Below are 16,658 nucleotides of genomic sequence, written 5' to 3' on the forward strand. Positions count from 1 at the left end.
TCTGCTTTTCCTTCCTTGCGCACGCTCTCATCGTAAAATAGTCATCTTTATCCGCGAGAATGCGTTTTTACACGCTGACGGACTCATCTGATGAAAGCGAAAAACCCGGCGCTGCTGCGTGTGCTAATGCTGATATTACTGCTGTTCATTGTGGCGCTGCTCGCGACCGCCTTTTATCGCCACAAAAACGCTGATGCGCTGTGGGAAATTGTTCATGAGCGCTGCGTGCCGGCGGCGAAAAGTGGTAATCCTGCGCCCTGTCAGCAGGTTAACGTCAGCCAGGATTATGCAACCTTAAAGGATCGCAACGGGCCGCTGCAGTACCTGCTGCTGCCGCTGGAAAAGATAAGCGGCGTCGAAAGCCCGGTGCTGTTGAAATCCAGCACGCCTAACTTCTTCGCGCTGGCATGGCAGCAACGCAGCCTGCTGGCACAACGGCTGGGTGCGCCCGTTGCGGATAGCGTCATTTCTCTGACGATAAACTCTCATTACGGCCGCTCGCAAAACCAGCTGCATATCCACATCTCCTGCCTGCGACCCGATGTGCGTCAGCGGCTTGATGCGCTGAGCGATCGGCTTGGGCCACGGTGGCAAGTCGAACCGCTGCTCGACCATCCATATCTGATCAGGACCCTAAGTGAAGCTGAGCTGATGCAACAGAGCGTGTTTATCCGGCTGGCAACAGAACGTCCTGAACGGCGCGACAGCATGGGTAAGCAGGGCATGGCGTTAGCGAAGCTGAAAGATGGGCGATTAGCGTTAATGGCAGTGGAACAGAACTGGCTGCGATTGAATTACGGTTCAGCGGAGGAGTTGCAGGATCATCAATGTGCTTTGTTGAAGGGCGGCACTGCTGCCGCCCAAGGATAATTACGCTTTTTTCGCCGCGGCTGCTGCCTTAACGATCACGGCAAACGCATCCGCTTTCAATGACGCGCCACCGACCAGTGCGCCGTCGATATCAGGCTGAGTGAAGAGTTCAGCTGCATTTTTATCGTTGACGGAACCGCCGTACTGGATGATGACCTGCTCAGCAACCGCCGCATCTTTTTTGGCGATGTGCGAGCGAATAAATTTATGTACTGCTTGTGCCTGTGCTGGCGTAGCGGATTTGCCGGTGCCGATCGCCCAGACAGGTTCATAAGCGATAACCACGCCGTTGAACGCTTCAGCACCCTGGGTTTCCAGCACGGCATCGAGCTGGCGTGCACACACTTCTTCTGTTTTGCCCGCTTCGTTTTCCGCTTCGGTTTCACCGATGCACAGTACTGGCACCAGACCTGTTTCTTTCAGCACGGCAAATTTTTTGGCGATGAACTCATCACTCTCTTTGTGATAAGTGCGACGCTCAGAGTGGCCGATGATGATATATTTCGCGCCGATATCTTTCAGCATTTCAGCCGAGATTTCGCCGGTGTACGCGCCGGAAAGGTTCACATCGACGTTTTGTGCGCCGAGAACGATGTGGCTGCCTGCGATAGCGTGCTTCGCCTGATCAAGGTAAAGCGCAGAAGGCGCGATGGCAACGCCACAGCCTTCCACACCGCTCAGCTCTTTGCGCAAACCTTCAATCAACTCACCCGTCTGCTTTTTGCTGCCGTTAAGTTTCCAGTTACCCATAACTAATGGATGTCGCATGATACCCTCCGCGATACGTTAAATAGCACTGCCAACGGCAGTGATGGCTGCCAGACAGTATAGAGATCAAAAGAGGTGAAGGCTTTGCTTTTCGTCATTTTTGCCACGATGCTCAAGGCGTTGCCAGAGCCAGTTTGATCGGCTCGATGGCAAAGGTCAGCCCTTTTTCGCCATTATCTGCGACCACAAAGCGTAGCGCGCCTTCGGTCTGCATAAAGTAGCGAGAACCCTTGCCCTGAGCGAGCAGTTTGGTAATGCGCTGCGTCGCCTCTTCCGGCGAAAGGGTGGGAGAGAAAAAGCGCAGCAGGGCCGCCATATAGGCGATCGCTTTCTGCTGTGCAGCGTCTTCATCCGGGCCAGGGATCGGCAACCAGGTAATCTGCAGCGTCTTTATTTTTCCGGTGCCGTGCTCAAGCGCGGTAGAGGCATAGAGATTTTCGTTAATCTTACTGGCGGCGCGCGTCAGGTTACTTTTATCGTCGCGGCTGTCGATGGCACGATATTCGCTCAGCGGCAGGGCGGGATTTGCCGCGTTATATTTTTCACGAAACTGTGCGATGGTCATATCGAAGGTTGGTGCGCCAGCCAGCAGATAGGGCGCTGCGGGCATATGCTCAGCACGATCCAGCGGCCGCTCGTCAGCGCTCGCCGAGCCAAAAGCCAGGATACTCAGCAGCAATGCCACACGCGGCGCAATCTTCATTTTGTCAGCCCTAACCAGTAAACTCAGCCCCAGATTAAAACGGTTTTTACCTGCCAAAGTCAAAATGACCGCAGGAAATTTTCAGAGGCGTGCAGCATGACCTTACAACAGTGGCTTTTCTCTTATCGTGGACGGCTCGGACGACGCGACTTCTGGATTTGGCAGGCGCTGTGGCTGGTGCTAATGATCGCGCTTTTCAGTCTGGCAGGCGTAGGCTGGCTGGATACGCAAATGGCAGCGTTTATGGTGGTCTGCCTGTTGTGGCCGACCAGCGCCACGGTGGTAAAGCGATTACACGATCGCAACAGGCGCGGCTATTGGGCGCTGTTGCTGGTGGTGGCGTGGATGCTGCTGGCAGGCAACTGGTCGATGCTGGATGGCACCCTGCAATGGCTATTGGGGCGATTGCTGCCCACCGTTATTTTTCTGATAACGATGCTGGAGCTGGGCGTGTTTACCGGCACGCAGGGCGCCAATCGCTATGGCGCCGCCGCAAAGCCGGTGCTGTTCTTACCGGAAAAATCGGCTCACCAGTAATGTTCGCTGGTGATATGACCCGGTTTACGCTTCAGGTGCTTACGCATCTCGCGTGATGTCATTAACACCTGCTGCGTATCGCGCACCATCTGCGGGTTGCCGCACAGCATAACGTGGCTACTTTCTGCATCGATTGTCAGGCCGACACGACTTTCCAGCTCGCCGCTCTCAATCAGGGCGGGCACACGGCCGGTCAGTGACTCCGCCACTTGCTCACGGCTGACCACGGTTTGAATGCGCAGCTTATCGCCATAGCTTTGCTGCAATTGCTGCATCAGCGGCAGATAACTCAGGTCGGCGGCATAGCGCGTGGCATGCACCAACACGATATGCTGAAAGCGCGCGAGGTTTTCTCCCTGCTGCAGGATAGAAAGATAGGGGCCAATGGCAGTGCCGGTGGCGAGCATCCACAACGTATCGCATTCCGGTACTTCATCGACCACGAAAAAACCTGCCGCCTCTTTGGTCACCATCAGGCTGTCCCCGGCTTGCAGCGCGTGCAGACGTGGGCTGAGTTTGCCATCAGGTACATCGACCAGATAAAACTCCAGGTCGGGATTGTTGGGTGCATTGACGTAGGAATACGCCCGCTGCACACGTTGTCCGTCAATCTCCAGCCCCAGTTTGGCAAATTGCCCGGCAATAAAAGGGTCTACCGGCGCGTTAACCACGAGGCTGAACAGGCTGTCGGTCCAGTTTTTCACTTCCTTTACGGTGGCGTTAACCCATTCTGCCATCGGATCGTCCTCTTCTGTTTATGCTGGCTCTGCACATTATCCTGGCGGCAGATGAGCAGGATTTCTACTCTGCTCATTCTCAAAGGCTCTTATCAACAAACTTTACTGCCGCATTACGCGGGCTTAGCGTAAAAATTTGCTTACGGCACTGCGCCAAATTGCTTACGCTGCATCGCCATCTCTTTCCGCTGATTTTGCCGTATTGAAGACAATACCTGATATTTTCTCCGCCACAGGCTGACCGCCAGCACAGTACGCTGAAAAAAGCGGCGGCTATCATGACGATATTGTGGCAGAGAAAATGAAACCCATTAAAAATCAGTATGTTTTACTGATGTTGATTGTGCTGGTCGCCGTTGGGCAGATGGCACAGACGATATACGTTCCGGCGATGGCCGAAATGGCAGAGAATCTGAATGTGCACGCAGGCATGCTGCAGCGCGTAATGGCCGCGTATCTGATCACCTATGGCGGCTCACAGCTGCTGTACGGTCCGCTTTCAGACAGCATTGGCCGTCGCCCGGTTATCTTCACCGGCATGGCCATTTTTATCCTCGGCGCAGTTACCGCTATTTTCGCCACCTCGCTCTCGGTGCTGGTGGCGGCCAGCGCCATTCAGGGCATGGGCACCGGCGTAGCGGGCGTGATGGCACGTACCATGCCGCGCGATCTCTATTCCGGTGTGGCATTACGACAGGCAAATAGCCTGTTAAATATGGGGATTCTGGTAAGCCCGTTGTTGGCACCGGTCACCGGCGCGTTGTTGACGCATCTGTTCGGCTGGCACGCCTGCTTTGCGTTTTTGCTGTTGCTGTGCCTGGCGGTAACGGCGGCGATGGCGCGCTATCTGCCGGAAACGCGGCCACCGGTCGCCGCGCCGCTGTCGATCGTGGCGCGCTATAAGCCGCTGTTAAAAGATACGCAGTTTGCTCGTTATCTGGTGATTCTGATTGGCGCGCTGGCCGGTATCGCAGTGTTTGAAGCGAGCTGCGGCATTTTGCTGGGCGGCGTGCTGGGACTCAATGCGTTTACCGTCAGCATTCTGTTTATCCTGCCGATTCCGGCGGCCTTTTTCGGTGCCTGGTTTGCCGGCCGCGACAGCAAACCGTTCTCCACGCTGGTGTGGTACGGCGTCAATAGCTGCCTGCTGGCGGGAATCATGATGTGGATCCCTGCCTGGTTTGGCGTGATGAATATCTGGACGTTGCTGGTGCCCGCATCGCTGTTTTTCTTTGGCGCGGGCATGCTGTTTCCACTGGCTACGTCAGGGGCGATGGAGCCTTACGCCTGGCTGGCGGGCACCACCGGTGCGCTGATTGGCGGCATGCAAAATCTGGGTTCCGGGGTAATCGCCTGGCTCTCGGCGTTTTTACCGCAGCATGACCAGTTTAATCTTGGCATGCTGATGTTTATTACCGCCTTGCTGATGCTGTTTTGCTGGTGGCCGCTTTCGAAGCGGCCGGTCTACGCGGCCGAGGGCGCTTAGATAATGTAAGGATGCAGCTGTGCATCCTTACGGTCCAGATAGTGCACCGACTGAATACGGCGAATGGTGCGTGATTTGCCACGGATCAGCAGTGTTTCACTGGTCGCCATATTGCCCTGGCGGGTAATGCCTTTCAGCAGGTCGCCGCTGGTAATGCCGGTGGCAGCGAAAATCACGTTATCGTTACGCGCCATCTCATCAAGCTGCAATACGCTGTTGGCCTGAATACCCATTTGCTCACAGCGTTGCAGCTCCTGTTCGCCAAGCTGGCGATTTTCCGCCGAGTCGCCTTTAACCTGATGACGAGGCAGCAGGCGGCCCTGCATATCACCATCCAGCGCGCGAATCACCGCTGCCGAAATGACGCCTTCTGGCGCACCGCCGATGCCATAAAGCACGTCCACTTCACTGTCCGGCATACAGGTCAGAAGGGATGCCGCCACATCGCCATCGGGAAACGCAAAGATTCTTACGCCAAGCTGCTGCAACTGCTTGATAACGCTGTCATGGCGAGGTTTCGCCAGAATGGTCACGGTGAGCTGGCTCAGCGGTTTGTTGAGTGCGGCTGCGACACGGCGGATATTCTCTTCCAGCGGCAGATTAAGATCGATATGACCTTTGGCACCAGGGCCGACAATCAGCTTTTCCATATACATATCAGGCGCGTGCAAGAATGAGCCTTTGTCACCGACCGCCAGCACCGCCAGTGCGTTTGCCTGACCCATTGCCGTCATGCGCGTGCCTTCAATCGGATCCACCGCAATGTCCACCGCATCGCCGTTGCCGGTACCGACTTTTTCGCCAATATAGAGCATCGGCGCTTCGTCAATTTCGCCTTCGCCGATGACAATCTGGCCATCAATATCGACCCGATTAAGCATAATTCGCATGGCATTGACCGCCGCGCCGTCAGCGGCGTTTTTGTCTCCGCGGCCTAACCAGTTATAGCCAGCCAGCGCAGCGGCTTCGGTAACGCGGGAAAATTCAATGGCGAGTTCTCGTTTCATGGCATGCCTCGGAAAGGGAAAAATTGAGGCAGGAAGTGTATCACAGCGGGAAAAGGGGAGAGAATGAGCCTGCGGAGAGGGCCTCCGCAGGCTAACGGACGGGCTTACTCTTCGTGTTCTTCCCACGCTTGTGCACGGGCAACCGCACGTTTCCAGCCAGCATAACGGTGGTTACGTTCGGTGGTTTCGATGCTTGGGCGGAATTCGCGCTCAATCACCGCTTTCGCGCGCACTTCATCCAGATCGTTCCAGAAGCCTACTGCCAGGCCGGCGAGGTAAGCGGAACCCAGCGCGGTAACTTCGCGCACTTCCGGACGTTCTACGCGTGTGCCGAGAATGTCTGACTGGAACTGCATCAGGAAGTTATTGGAAACGGCACCGCCGTCCACGCGCAGTGACTGCAGGCGGGTGTTGGCATCATTCTGCATCGCTTCCAGTACATCGCGCGTTTGATAGGCGATAGATTCCAGCGTGGCGCGGATAATGTGGTTGGCATTGGCACCACGCGTCAGGCCGAACAGGGCGCCGCGTGCATACGGGTCCCAATATGGCGCGCCGAGGCCGGTAAAGGCAGGCACCATATACACGCCGTTGGCATCTTTAACTTTCATGGCAAAGTATTCAGAATCCGCTGCGTCGCTGATCAGCTTCATCTCGTCACGCAGCCACTGAATCGCTGCACCACCGATAAATACCGCACCTTCCAGCGCATAGTTAACTTCACCGCGTGGGCCGCAGGCGATGGTAGTCAGCAGGCCGTGCGTCGATGTGACCGCTTCGGTGCCGGTGTTCATCAGCATAAAGCAGCCGGTGCCGTAGGTATTTTTCGCCATGCCAGGCTGGACGCAAAGCTGGCCGTAAAGCGCAGCCTGCTGGTCACCCGCGATACCGGCGATAGGAATACGCGTACCGCCTTTACCACCGATGTTGGTCTGGCCATATACTTCAGAAGAAGATTTCACTTCTGGCAGCATTTCACGCGGAATATCAAGGATATCCAGCAGGCGCTGATCCCATTCCAGTTTGTGAATGTTGAACATCATGGTACGTGAGGCGTTGGTGTAATCGGTGATGTGCACCCGTCCCTGGGTCATTTTCCAGACCAACCAGGAATCAACGGTACCGAACAGCAGCTCGCCGCGTTTTGCGCGATCGCGCGATCCTTCTACGTGATCCAGAATCCACTTCACCTTGGTGCCGGAGAAGTACGGGTTAATTACCAGGCCGGTGGTGTGCTGGATATACTCTTCCAGACCCTCTTTTTTCAGCTTGTGGCAATAATCGGCGGTGCGCGGATCCTGCCAAACAATGGCGTTGTAGATCGGCTTGCCGGTCTCTTTGTCCCAGATGATGGTGGTTTCACGCTGGTTGGTGATACCGATTGCTGCGATTTCATCGGAGCTGATATCAGCATGCGCCAGCACTTCTACCAGCGTAGAGCTCTGCGATGCCCATATGTCCATTGGGTCATGTTCAACCCAGCCAGCTTTCGGATAGATTTGGGTAAATTCGCGCTGTGATACGGCAACAATGTTGGCGTCATGGTCGAGCACGACGGCACGTGAACTGGTCGTGCCCTGGTCGAGTGCGACGATATATTTTTTTTCTTTAGTAGTCATGTTCAGTTCCTGATGAAATAAAGGTTAAACATTACGCTTTACGCTGTTCGGTACGCGCAACCGGCTTGTCCGCTTTGCGGGGCTCTTCAAGCACGCTGACGTTAACCGGCAGATGACGCGCAATCAACGAGCGATAGCCCCACGCGCCTAAACATGCGCCTACTAACGGTCCGAAGATCGGCACCAGGAAGTAAGGAATGTCACGGCCACCGGTAAAGGCCACGTTGCCCCAGCCAGCCAGCCAGGCAAACACTTTTGGTCCGAAATCACGCGCCGGGTTAAGGGCGAAGCCGGTCAGCGGACCCATCGCGCCGCCAATAATGGCAACCAGCAGACCGATCAACAGCGGTGCCAGCGGGCCACGGGGAATACCGTTGCCATCATCTGTCAGCGCCATGATCACGCCCATCAGCATTGCCGTGATAACAGCTTCAATTAAGAAGGCCTGGCCAACGCTGATTTTAGGGTTAGGATAAGTAGAGAAAATACCTGCTAAATCAAGGCTTTCAACTGTACCACGAATCATGTGGTGGCTCTGTTCGTAATCAAGGAACAGGTTGTAGTAGAGTCCATAAACCAGAGCAGCGGCGCAGAATGCACCGGCCACCTGCGCGATGATATAAGGGACAACTTTGCGAGCTTCAAAATTGGCGAAGAGACATAACGCAACGGTGACCGCTGGGTTAAGGTGCGCGCCTGAAACACCGGCAGTCATATAGGCGGCCATGGAAACGGCCAGGCCCCAGATGATGCAGATTTCCCACTGCCCGAAGCTGGCGCCGGCTACCTTTAGCGCCGCCACACAGCCTGCGCCAAAGAAAATAATCATTCCGGTGCCGATAAATTCGGCTATGCACTGACCTTTAAGCGTAGGTGTACCTGTCTGGCTCATAATGAAATTCCTAAAGGGGGAGGTTAAATTTTATCAATAATTGTTCTCATTCCTTGAGTCACCCAAATCTAATGTAGGGCTGTTGTAAATTTATCGTTAACGAGCATAAACGAGAAATAGCGAAATTGAAATTTGTGTCCTCTGTCATAAAAATGTTCGTTTTCGCGTCTGGTTGTGTTCTTTATGCATCATATCTTGCTGATCTTTGACTTTCGCAAACGAAACGCAATGGCCAGAGAAGGCGAAAAAACGCCTGCCAAACGAGATAAAATTCGGCATATGCTGAAAATTGTTACAGACTACACCCTGTAACGGATAGCTGCTGGACTTGCACTCTCGCGCTACTTACAATCGTTGCATCGTTGTTATCCGCAGAGTTTTTGTGAAATCCTGACATCTGCGGCTACCATCATCAGCGCCTTGCGATTTAGGAGAATTCATAAGATGTCATTTGAAGTGTTTGAGAAACTGGAAGCGAAAGTACAGCAGGCGATTGATACCATCACCCTGCTGCAGATGGAAATTGAAGAGCTGAAAGAGCAGAACAACACGCTGAAGCATGAAGTTCATCAGTCAGCGGGCAACAGTGAGAATCTGGTGCGTGAGAATCAGCATCTGCGTGAAGAGCAGCATGTATGGCAAGAACGCCTGCGAGCGCTGTTGGGAAAGATGGAAGAGGTTTAAGTCCTCTGAATGCATGAACGGGTGCCACGGCACCCGTTTTGCGATCGGCACTTACTCGATATCGAGCGCATCCTCAGAAAGAATAATGCCGGTGTTGTCTGCATAAAGGTGATCGCCAGAGAAAAAGGTCACGCCGCCGAAGTTAACCCGCACGTCGCTCTCGCCAATTCCTTCACCCGCCGCACCGGCAGGAATCGCAGCAATCGCCTGAATACCAATATCCAGTTCTTCCAGATCATCAACCTGACGAACGGAGCCATAAACAACCAGGCCTTCCCATTCGTTTTGCGTTGCCAGCTGAGCCAGCGCCGCATCGACCAGCGCGCGTCGCACCGAGCCGCCGCCGTCTACCAGCAGAACCCGGCCGCGGCCGTTCTCTTCCAGCAGCTCATACAACAGGCCGTTGTCCTCGAAACATTTCACTGTAGTGATCTGTCCACCGAAAGAGGTGCGGCCACCAAAGTTGGAAAAAAGCGGTTCCACCACATTCACATCTTCATGATAGATATCGCAGAGTTCGGAAGTATCATATTTCATAGGATTTTCGTCTGTTTGCCACAGGAGCGCTAAGTATATCGCTTTCGCGGAGATGTTGGCAAAATCATCAATTGTTAAATCGTTGCGGCATGTCAAAAAAGCGGACAACTTTCGCGGAGATGGAAAGCAGGGCACGCCTGCCGTACCAATAAAAAAGGAGGCCGAAGCCTCCTTTCATCATGAACAGCGTGTTACAGAATAAAGCGGCTGAGATCTTCATCAGCCACCAGCTGATCAAGATGCTTGCCGACATATTCCGCATCGATGGTCACGGAATCGCCGCTGCGATCGCTGGCGTTGTAAGAAATCTCTTCCATCAAACGCTCAAGAACGGTATGCAGGCGACGCGCACCGATGTTCTCGGTGGTTTCATTAACCTGCCATGCGGCTTCAGCGATGCGACGAATGCCGTCGTCAGTGAAGTCGATGTTAACGCCTTCGGTCGCCATCAGCGCTTTATACTGCACGGTAACCGACGCGTTTGGCTCGGTCAGGATGCGCTCGAAGTCATTGACCGTCAGCGCCTGCAGTTCAACGCGAATGGGCAGACGACCCTGCAATTCCGGGATCAGATCGGACGGGCTGGCTACCTGGAACGCACCGGAAGCGATAAACAGAATGTGATCGGTTTTTACCATGCCGTGCTTGGTAGAAACGGTACAACCTTCCACCAGCGGCAGCAGATCGCGCTGCACGCCTTCACGGGAGACGTCCGGGCCTGAAGACTGGCCGCCGCGCTTACAGATCTTATCAATTTCGTCGACGAAAACGATGCCATGCTGCTCGACGGCATCGATCGCCTCCTGCTTCAGCTCTTCTGGATTAACCAGCTTGGCTGCTTCCTCTTCGATAAGCAGCTTCATCGCCTCTTTGATCTTCAGCTTGCGCGCATTCTGCTTCTGACCACCAAGGTTCTGGAACATTGACTGCAGCTGGCTGGTCATCTCTTCCATGCCCGGCGGCGACATGATTTCGACACCCATCGGCGCAGCGGCCAGATTGATTTCGATCTCTTTGTCATCCAGCTGGCCTTCGCGTAGCTTTTTACGGAATGACTGACGCGCGGCGGATGGCTCTGCACTCGCTTCTGGCTGGCCCCAGTTATTCTTGGCCGGTGGAATCAGCGCATCAAGGATGCGCTCTTCTGCCATCTCTTCCGCACGGTATTTGTTCTTCTCAATCGCCTGCATGCGCACCATTTTGATGGCGGCATCGGTCAAATCGCGAATAATCGAATCCACTTCTTTACCGACGTAGCCGACTTCGGTGAACTTCGTGGCTTCGACTTTGATGAACGGCGCATGGGCTAACTTCGCCAGACGGCGGGCAATTTCTGTTTTACCGACGCCGGTTGGGCCGATCATCAGGATATTTTTAGGCGTCACTTCATGGCGCAGCTCTTCATCAAGCTGCATGCGGCGCCAGCGGTTACGCAGTGCAATGGCAACGGCGCGTTTGGCGCCATCCTGACCGATGATGAAACGGTTGAGTTCACTGACGATTTCGCGTGGAGTCATTTCAGACATAGTTAATATCCTTACGCCTTAGACGATAATTCTTCGATGGTGTGATTGTGGTTGGTGTAGATGCAGATATCGCCTGCAATACCCAACGCTTTTTCAACGATGTCGCGTGCGCCCAGCTCGCTGTTTTCCAGCAGAGCGCGAGCCGCTGCCTGTGCGTAAGGACCACCAGAGCCGATCGCGATAAGATCGTTTTCGGGCTGAATGACATCACCATTACCGGTAATAATTAACGATGCGTTCTCGTCCGCCACCGCCAGCAGGGCTTCCAGCTTGCGTAACATACGATCGGTACGCCAGTCTTTTGCCAGCTCAACGGCTGCTTTAACCAGATGCCCCTGATGCATTTCCAGTTTACGTTCGAAAAGTTCAAAGAGCGTGAAGGCATCTGCGGTGCCGCCTGCGAAGCCTGCGATCACCTTATCGTTATAGAGACGACGCACTTTTTTGACGTTGCCTTTCATGACGGTATTGCCGAGAGTAGCCTGGCCATCTCCGCCAATCACTACCTGGCCGTTGCGTCGTACACTTACTATTGTTGTCACGGGCAGACCCCTTGTTACAGTGGGAAAAGCGCTTCGCGCCAGCAGGGCGCGAAGCATAATGCAACAGGATATGGGGTAGGTTTATCGGGTTTCAACCCCCGAGGGAGAGAGGAATGCAGTTCGAGTGGCCAGAGGCGCGCAGACGTTTCAGCGTACTGTCAGCGGCGGCACGGCTGCTGTAAGGACCGATCACCACGCGATTCCAGCCACCGCCATTGGTAATCCGGCTTTCAAAACCTTCAAAGGCCAGCTGTGCGCGGCTTGATTCAGCCTGATCGGTACCTTTGAACGATCCACACTGCACCATCCAGCGCTGAGACGCCGCGGCTTTTGGTTTAGCGGCTGCCGTCTCTTCGCTACGCGAAGGTTGGGCTGCGGTAGGTTTCGCTGCCGTCACCGGCGCGGGCTGATTGACGCTGCTGTTTTGCTGCTGAGCCTGGCGCTGCTGTTGTTGCTGGCGCTGCTGCGCTTGTTGCTGCTGCTGTTGCAACTGTTGTTGATGCTGTTGCTGACGTTGCTGGGCCTGCTGCTGTTGCTGTTGTAGCTGCTGCTGGCGCTGCTGCAACTGTTGTTGTTGCAACTGCTGCTGCTGACGTTGTTGCACCTGCTGATGCTGCAACGTTTGTTGGCGCTGCGCTGGCGTTTGCTCATTCCACGGCACTTCATTCAGCTGCGTAGGCTGCTGGCGCATGTCGGCCTGCATTTGATCCAGCAGCTGGCGCTGCTCGTCGGTCAGTTGGGTTGGGGATTGCACCTCACCACCTGCAGACGGCTCGGTGGGAACCGGAACGGTAATCTGGCGATTTTCCAGCTCTTTGATATATTTCCAGCGCTCTTCCGGCTTTGGCGGTAAACCATTGCCTGGGGTTTTATGATCTGAAATGATCGGCGTGTCATCTTTTTTGTGGTGAGCGAGAAACCACAGACCACCGGCGAACGTTACCAGAACGGCAGCGGCCAATACTATCATCAGTTTTGAGACGCCAGATCCGCCTGCGCTTTTCTTGCCGCCCTTGCTACTGCGGGTGCTTCCCTTTTTACGACGCGTCGCCGTTGAACGGCCACGGCCGACATAATCTTTTTGTGCCACTCTCGTTCCGTTACTTTTAATAAAACGTTAGCCGGGGACAACGGCGTGAGATCACGCAAAAGACCCATCTGAATGCCCGGCAATAAGTCCGCCATGTTACTCAAGGGCTGGAAGTTTGACCAGAAGAGTGTGCACCAGGAATCGACTGAATATCGCTTGCCCGGGCTTATTTCCCCCGCGCGGTCGCTCGGGTGGTGCTGCCGCGTACTTTTAGCTCGGAATCGAGCAGGCGTGAGCCGTTGCTGACACGTCTGCCTTGCAGCTGCTCCAGTAATAGCAGCATCGCCTCGCGGCCTATCGCATAACGCGGTTGCGCCACCGTGGTCAATTGCGGATCGCTGTAACGTGACAGCTCAATATCATCAAATCCCACCAGCGAGAGATCCTGCGGAATACGCAGGCCCAGGGTTTTTGCCTGTGCCATCGCTCCGAGCGCCATAATATCGCTATGACAGAACAGGGCCTGCGGGGGTTGTGGCAGTAGCATCAGCTGTTTCAGGGCGGCAGCACCCGCTTCAAAGGTAAAGTCGCCGCGAACAATATAGCGCGGGTCGATCGTCATGCCATGACGGCGCAGCGCCTGCACATACCCCTGCAGACGATAGTGGCACAGCGGCATCGCTTCCGGCCCCGCAACGCAGGCGATGCGCCGGTGGCCCAGCTCCCACAGGTGATTAACCGCCTCAAAGGCTGCGGTCAGGTTATCGATGTGCACCGTTGGCAGCGACATCTCTGGCGCAAACTCGTTGGCCATTACCATTGGCGGCAGGTTGCGTTGCTCTTCCACGCTGGCATCAAAAGGCAGCTGCGAGCCGAGCAGCACCATGCCATCAATCTGCCGGGTGAGCATCAGGTTTAAAAAGGTGGTTTCCTGCTGATTCTGATGCGCGCAGTCGCCGATTAACACCAAATAACCCTCTCCGGCAGCGGTCACTTCGATGCCGCGGATGATTTCGCTGAAGAAGGGATCGCAAATGTCCGGGACGATAACCAGAATGGTGCGCGATTCGCCGCGCCGGGCGTTGCGAGTGATGGCATGGGGAGAGTATCCCACCGCCACTACCGCCTGTTCTACTTTCTGTCGTGTTGCTGCGGATACTTTTTCCGGGCTCATCAACGCGCGCGATACGGTCGCGGTTGAAACGCCCGCGTTTTCTGCCACATCCTTCATGGTGGCCGCCGCCGGTGGGTGTTTCTGCTCCAACGCTTTTCTCCTCACGCCAGCAACGCTGACCTGACCAACTGGAAATCTTGTTTTGTGGGGCTGTCATGACCGTTGCCGGTTCAGCGATCTCTTATTAACAGATTGGTATAGCAAGCCGTTACTTAATTTGCATAAAAATTGTGACTTGTGCGGCTTTTTTAGATCCCTCTCGCATAACCTCAGCGCTTAACTTTCGGTGGGATCGACATCCAGCGTCCATTTCACTTTTCGCGCGGCGGGCAGGGTGGTAATCAGCGGCAGCGTGCTTTTCAGCAGGCGCTGCAACACCGCGCGCGAAGGGTGCTGCAACAGCAGCTGCCAGCGATAACGTCCGCTGCGTTTAGCCAGCAGCGCCGGCACCGGGCCCATTACCCACAGAGAAACATCGTTTAACGGGCTCGCTTCCAGCAGATTACGCAACTGCTGCAAAAAGGCACTGGCCTGTTGGTTGTCATTGTCTTCGGCGCGAAACAGCGCATGGCTGGTGAACGGCGGCAGAAAAACCGCTTTACGCTCCAGCAGAGTCTGCTGCGCCCAACTGCCATAGCCGTGCTGCAGCAGCGTCTGTAGCAGCGGATGATCGGGATGATGCGTTTGCAGCAGCACCTCGCCCTGTTTACCTGCACGGCCCGCGCGGCCTGCGACCTGAGTATAAAGCTGTGCAAATCGCTCCGCTGAACGAAAGTCAGCGGAGAACAGCGCGCCGTCGACATCAAGCAACGAGACCAGCGTGACATCAGGAAAGTGATGGCCTTTTGCCAGCATCTGCGTGCCAATTAGAATGCGGGCGCCGCCGCGATGTACATCGGCCAGATGCTGCTCCAGCGCCCCTTTGCGGCTGGTGGTATCGCGATCGATGCGCGACAGCGGCACATCGGGAAATAGCTGACTGAGGTTCTGCTCAAGCTGCTCGGTTCCCAGGCCAACCGGCACCAGATGCGTTGATCCACATTGCGGACATTGCCAGGGCAAAGGACGCTGGCTGTCGCAATGGTGGCAGCGCAGCTGACGATGCTGTTGATGCAGCGTGTAATAGTGATCGCAGCGCTGGCACTCGGCAATCCAGCCGCAGTCGTGGCACATCAGTGCCGGTGAGAAGCCGCGCCGGTTAAGAAACAGCAGCACCTGATTATTCGCATTAAGATGCTGGCGCATTTTAGCGATCAGCGCGGGAGAAAGGCCGCCCACTACTTTGACGCCTTTGAGATCGATCAGCTGCTGCAGCGCGGTGCTGGCGTTGCCGGCTCGTTTGTTCAGCATCAGCATGCGGTATTTTCCGCTCTGTGCGTTATGCAGCGTTTCCAGTGCGGGCGTAGCCGAACCCATAATAATGGGGATGTTCTCTTCGCGCGCGCGAAACACCGCCAGGTCACGGGCGTGATAACGCCAGCCTTCCTGCTGTTTATAAGAGCTGTCGTGCTCTTCGTCGATGATGATCACGCCGGGGCGCGCCAGCGGCGTAAAGAGCGCCGAACGCGTGCCAATCACAATCGCCGTTTCGCCCTGCCTGGCGCGCAGCCAAACCGCCAGACGTTCGCCCTCATTAAGGCCAGAGTGCAGAACGTCGATCGGCACTGCAAAACGCTCGCGAAAGCGCGCAATAGTCTGCGGCGTCAGGCCAATTTCCGGCACCAGCACCAGCGCCTGACGGCCGCTTTCCAGCACGTTTTCCAGCACGCTTAAATAGACTTCCGTTTTACCCGAGCCGGTAATGCCGTTTAACAGCCAGGCGGAAAAGTGTGCATCTTCCGCTCTGATGGCGCCCACGGCCATCGCCTGCTCGGTATTCAGGCGCAGCCTTTCACCATTGACGCGAAAGTCTGTGCGCCAGTCGTGCTGCGCGCGCGCATGTTCCTGCAACTCACACAGTCCTTTGGCCCGCAGCGTCTGCAGGATTTTGTCGGTGAGATCGAACTCGCTCACCTCATGACGATAGATCGGACGCTGACGCAGCATGGCCAGCGCCTGCTGTTGCTTGCGCGCATTTTTCAGGCTTTCTGGCGCGGTTTCCTTGCCTTGTTCGCTGATCACCCACTGCCACAACGGTGCGCTTTGTGCCGGTTTTCCCTGACGAATCAGCACCGGCAGCGCGTGAAACAGCACTTCGCCCAGCGGGAAATGGTAATAGTCGGCGGCCCACTGCAGGATGCGCCACAGTGAAGGAGGAAACAGCGAGGCGTGGTCGATCACCTCAACAACCTGCTTGAGCTGCGCTTCCGGGAAATCACTCTGCTCGCTGAATCCCACCACGATCCCCACCATTTTGCGGTTACCGAACGGCACGCTGACGCGACCGCCTACCGCAGGCGTCAGCGTCGCGGGCAGCAGGTAATCAAATTTGCGGGCGAGAGGAACGGGAAGCACAACCTGTACAACGGGCATGTCATTATCCGGGTGAAAAAAATGGCCAGTTAGTGTACACTGGGTTGTCGGAAAAATGCTTATCTGATTGCAGT

The 16,658-nt window shown here is 55.4% G+C and carries 16 protein-coding genes; 4 read left to right on the top strand and 12 right to left on the bottom strand.

Translation table 11 applies throughout. From position 1 onward, the window contains the following. The first annotated feature begins 90 nt into the window (after positions 1–90). A complete protein-coding gene (locus tag ACJY2L_RS15345; RefSeq protein WP_439214415.1) occupies positions 91–870 on the top strand; it encodes a CDP-diacylglycerol diphosphatase in 780 nt (259 codons plus the stop codon). On the opposite strand, the gene tpiA is transcribed toward ACJY2L_RS15345, so the two are convergent. Beyond that, positions 871–1,638, bottom strand: coding sequence for a triose-phosphate isomerase (gene tpiA, locus ACJY2L_RS15350; RefSeq protein WP_439214416.1), 768 nt, complete (start codon positions 1,636–1,638; stop codon positions 871–873). It abuts the gene before it with no gap. Positions 1,639–1,750: 112 nt separating this feature from the next. Further along, entirely contained in the window at positions 1,751–2,341 is a 591-nt protein-coding gene (locus ACJY2L_RS15355; protein WP_439214417.1) for a YiiQ family protein, read from the bottom strand. Positions 2,342–2,437: 96 nt separating this feature from the next. Here ACJY2L_RS15355 and ACJY2L_RS15360 point away from each other — a divergent pair, with 96 nt between their 5' ends. Beyond that, positions 2,438–2,878, top strand: coding sequence for a DUF805 domain-containing protein (locus ACJY2L_RS15360; RefSeq protein WP_209500943.1), 441 nt, complete (start codon positions 2,438–2,440; stop codon positions 2,876–2,878). On the opposite strand, the gene fpr is transcribed toward ACJY2L_RS15360, so the two are convergent. Further along, a complete protein-coding gene (gene fpr, locus ACJY2L_RS15365) occupies positions 2,869–3,615 on the bottom strand; it encodes a ferredoxin--NADP(+) reductase (protein WP_187488637.1) in 747 nt (248 codons plus the stop codon). The two genes, ACJY2L_RS15360 and fpr, sit on opposite strands and share 10 nt — an antisense overlap. A 301-nt stretch (positions 3,616–3,916) precedes the next feature. Here fpr and emrD point away from each other — a divergent pair, with 301 nt between their 5' ends. Further along, positions 3,917–5,101 (top strand): multidrug efflux MFS transporter EmrD, encoded by a 1,185-nt coding sequence (gene emrD, locus ACJY2L_RS15370; RefSeq protein WP_187486827.1) that lies wholly within the window; start codon positions 3,917–3,919, stop codon positions 5,099–5,101. On the opposite strand, the gene glpX is transcribed toward emrD, so the two are convergent. The 3 genes from glpX to ACJY2L_RS15385 form a co-directional block, all read right to left on the bottom strand. Continuing rightward, on the bottom strand, positions 5,098–6,108 hold the full coding sequence (gene glpX, locus ACJY2L_RS15375; RefSeq protein WP_439214418.1) for a class II fructose-bisphosphatase: 1,011 nt from the start codon (positions 6,106–6,108) through the stop codon (positions 5,098–5,100). The two genes, emrD and glpX, sit on opposite strands and share 4 nt — an antisense overlap. 104 nt (positions 6,109–6,212) lie before the next feature. Next, entirely contained in the window at positions 6,213–7,727 is a 1,515-nt protein-coding gene (gene glpK / locus ACJY2L_RS15380) for a glycerol kinase GlpK (RefSeq protein ID WP_187486826.1), read from the bottom strand. A 31-nt stretch (positions 7,728–7,758) separates the two neighbouring features. Further along, positions 7,759–8,619 carry an MIP/aquaporin family protein gene (locus tag ACJY2L_RS15385; RefSeq protein ID WP_439214419.1) on the bottom strand — a complete coding sequence of 287 codons (861 nt, stop codon included), beginning with the start codon at positions 8,617–8,619 and terminating at the stop codon, positions 7,759–7,761. Between the two features lie 444 nt (positions 8,620–9,063). Between ACJY2L_RS15385 and zapB the strand changes: the two genes are divergently transcribed. Next, a complete protein-coding gene (gene zapB / locus ACJY2L_RS15390) occupies positions 9,064–9,303 on the top strand; it encodes a cell division protein ZapB (protein WP_067426728.1) in 240 nt (79 codons plus the stop codon). A 51-nt stretch (positions 9,304–9,354) separates the two neighbouring features. Here the strand turns inward: zapB and rraA are convergent, their stop codons facing one another. The 6 genes from rraA to priA form a co-directional block, all read right to left on the bottom strand. Then, the gene (gene rraA, locus ACJY2L_RS15395; RefSeq protein WP_067426731.1) at positions 9,355–9,840 is read right to left on the bottom strand and encodes a ribonuclease E activity regulator RraA; all 486 of its coding nucleotides are present in this window, start codon (positions 9,838–9,840) and stop codon (positions 9,355–9,357) included. A gap of 191 nt (positions 9,841–10,031) precedes the next feature. Beyond that, a complete protein-coding gene (gene hslU, locus ACJY2L_RS15400; protein ID WP_067426733.1) occupies positions 10,032–11,366 on the bottom strand; it encodes an HslU--HslV peptidase ATPase subunit in 1,335 nt (444 codons plus the stop codon). Positions 11,367–11,377: 11 nt separating this feature from the next. Next, a complete protein-coding gene (hslV, locus tag ACJY2L_RS15405; protein ID WP_067426735.1) occupies positions 11,378–11,908 on the bottom strand; it encodes an ATP-dependent protease subunit HslV in 531 nt (176 codons plus the stop codon). Between the two features lie 91 nt (positions 11,909–11,999). After that, positions 12,000–12,998, bottom strand: a complete 999-nt coding sequence (gene ftsN / locus ACJY2L_RS15410; RefSeq protein WP_439214420.1) for a cell division protein FtsN — start codon at positions 12,996–12,998, stop codon at positions 12,000–12,002. 166 nt (positions 12,999–13,164) lie between these two features. Beyond that, entirely contained in the window at positions 13,165–14,202 is a 1,038-nt protein-coding gene (cytR, locus tag ACJY2L_RS15415; RefSeq protein WP_439214421.1) for a DNA-binding transcriptional regulator CytR, read from the bottom strand. A gap of 186 nt (positions 14,203–14,388) precedes the next feature. Continuing rightward, complete coding sequence (priA, locus tag ACJY2L_RS15420) at positions 14,389–16,584, bottom strand: primosomal protein N' (RefSeq protein ID WP_187486822.1); 2,196 nt, start codon at positions 16,582–16,584, stop codon at positions 14,389–14,391. Between the last annotated feature and the right edge of the window lie 74 nt (positions 16,585–16,658).

Source organism: Duffyella sp. Ts4 (assembly GCF_051851875.1).
In the GTDB taxonomy this organism is placed as follows: domain Bacteria; phylum Pseudomonadota; class Gammaproteobacteria; order Enterobacterales; family Enterobacteriaceae; genus Duffyella; species Duffyella gerundensis.

Excerpts from the sequence above, each read along its gene's own strand:
- ACJY2L_RS15345 (WP_439214415.1), top strand. The coding sequence starts at position 91 with ATGAAAGCGAAAAACCCGGCGCTGCTGCGTGTGCTAATGCTGATATTA.
- tpiA (WP_439214416.1), bottom strand. The coding sequence starts at position 1,638 with ATGCGACATCCATTAGTTATGGGTAACTGGAAACTTAACGGCAGCAAA.
- ACJY2L_RS15355 (WP_439214417.1), bottom strand. The coding sequence starts at position 2,341 with ATGAAGATTGCGCCGCGTGTGGCATTGCTGCTGAGTATCCTGGCTTTT.
- ACJY2L_RS15360 (WP_209500943.1), top strand. The coding sequence starts at position 2,438 with ATGACCTTACAACAGTGGCTTTTCTCTTATCGTGGACGGCTCGGACGA.
- fpr (WP_187488637.1), bottom strand. The coding sequence starts at position 3,615 with ATGGCAGAATGGGTTAACGCCACCGTAAAGGAAGTGAAAAACTGGACC.
- emrD (WP_187486827.1), top strand. The coding sequence starts at position 3,917 with ATGAAACCCATTAAAAATCAGTATGTTTTACTGATGTTGATTGTGCTG.
- glpX (WP_439214418.1), bottom strand. The coding sequence starts at position 6,108 with ATGAAACGAGAACTCGCCATTGAATTTTCCCGCGTTACCGAAGCCGCT.
- glpK (WP_187486826.1), bottom strand. The coding sequence starts at position 7,727 with ATGACTACTAAAGAAAAAAAATATATCGTCGCACTCGACCAGGGCACG.
- ACJY2L_RS15385 (WP_439214419.1), bottom strand. The coding sequence starts at position 8,619 with ATGAGCCAGACAGGTACACCTACGCTTAAAGGTCAGTGCATAGCCGAA.
- zapB (WP_067426728.1), top strand. The coding sequence starts at position 9,064 with ATGTCATTTGAAGTGTTTGAGAAACTGGAAGCGAAAGTACAGCAGGCG.
- rraA (WP_067426731.1), bottom strand. The coding sequence starts at position 9,840 with ATGAAATATGATACTTCCGAACTCTGCGATATCTATCATGAAGATGTG.
- hslU (WP_067426733.1), bottom strand. The coding sequence starts at position 11,366 with ATGTCTGAAATGACTCCACGCGAAATCGTCAGTGAACTCAACCGTTTC.
- priA (WP_187486822.1), bottom strand. The coding sequence starts at position 16,584 with ATGCCCGTTGTACAGGTTGTGCTTCCCGTTCCTCTCGCCCGCAAATTT.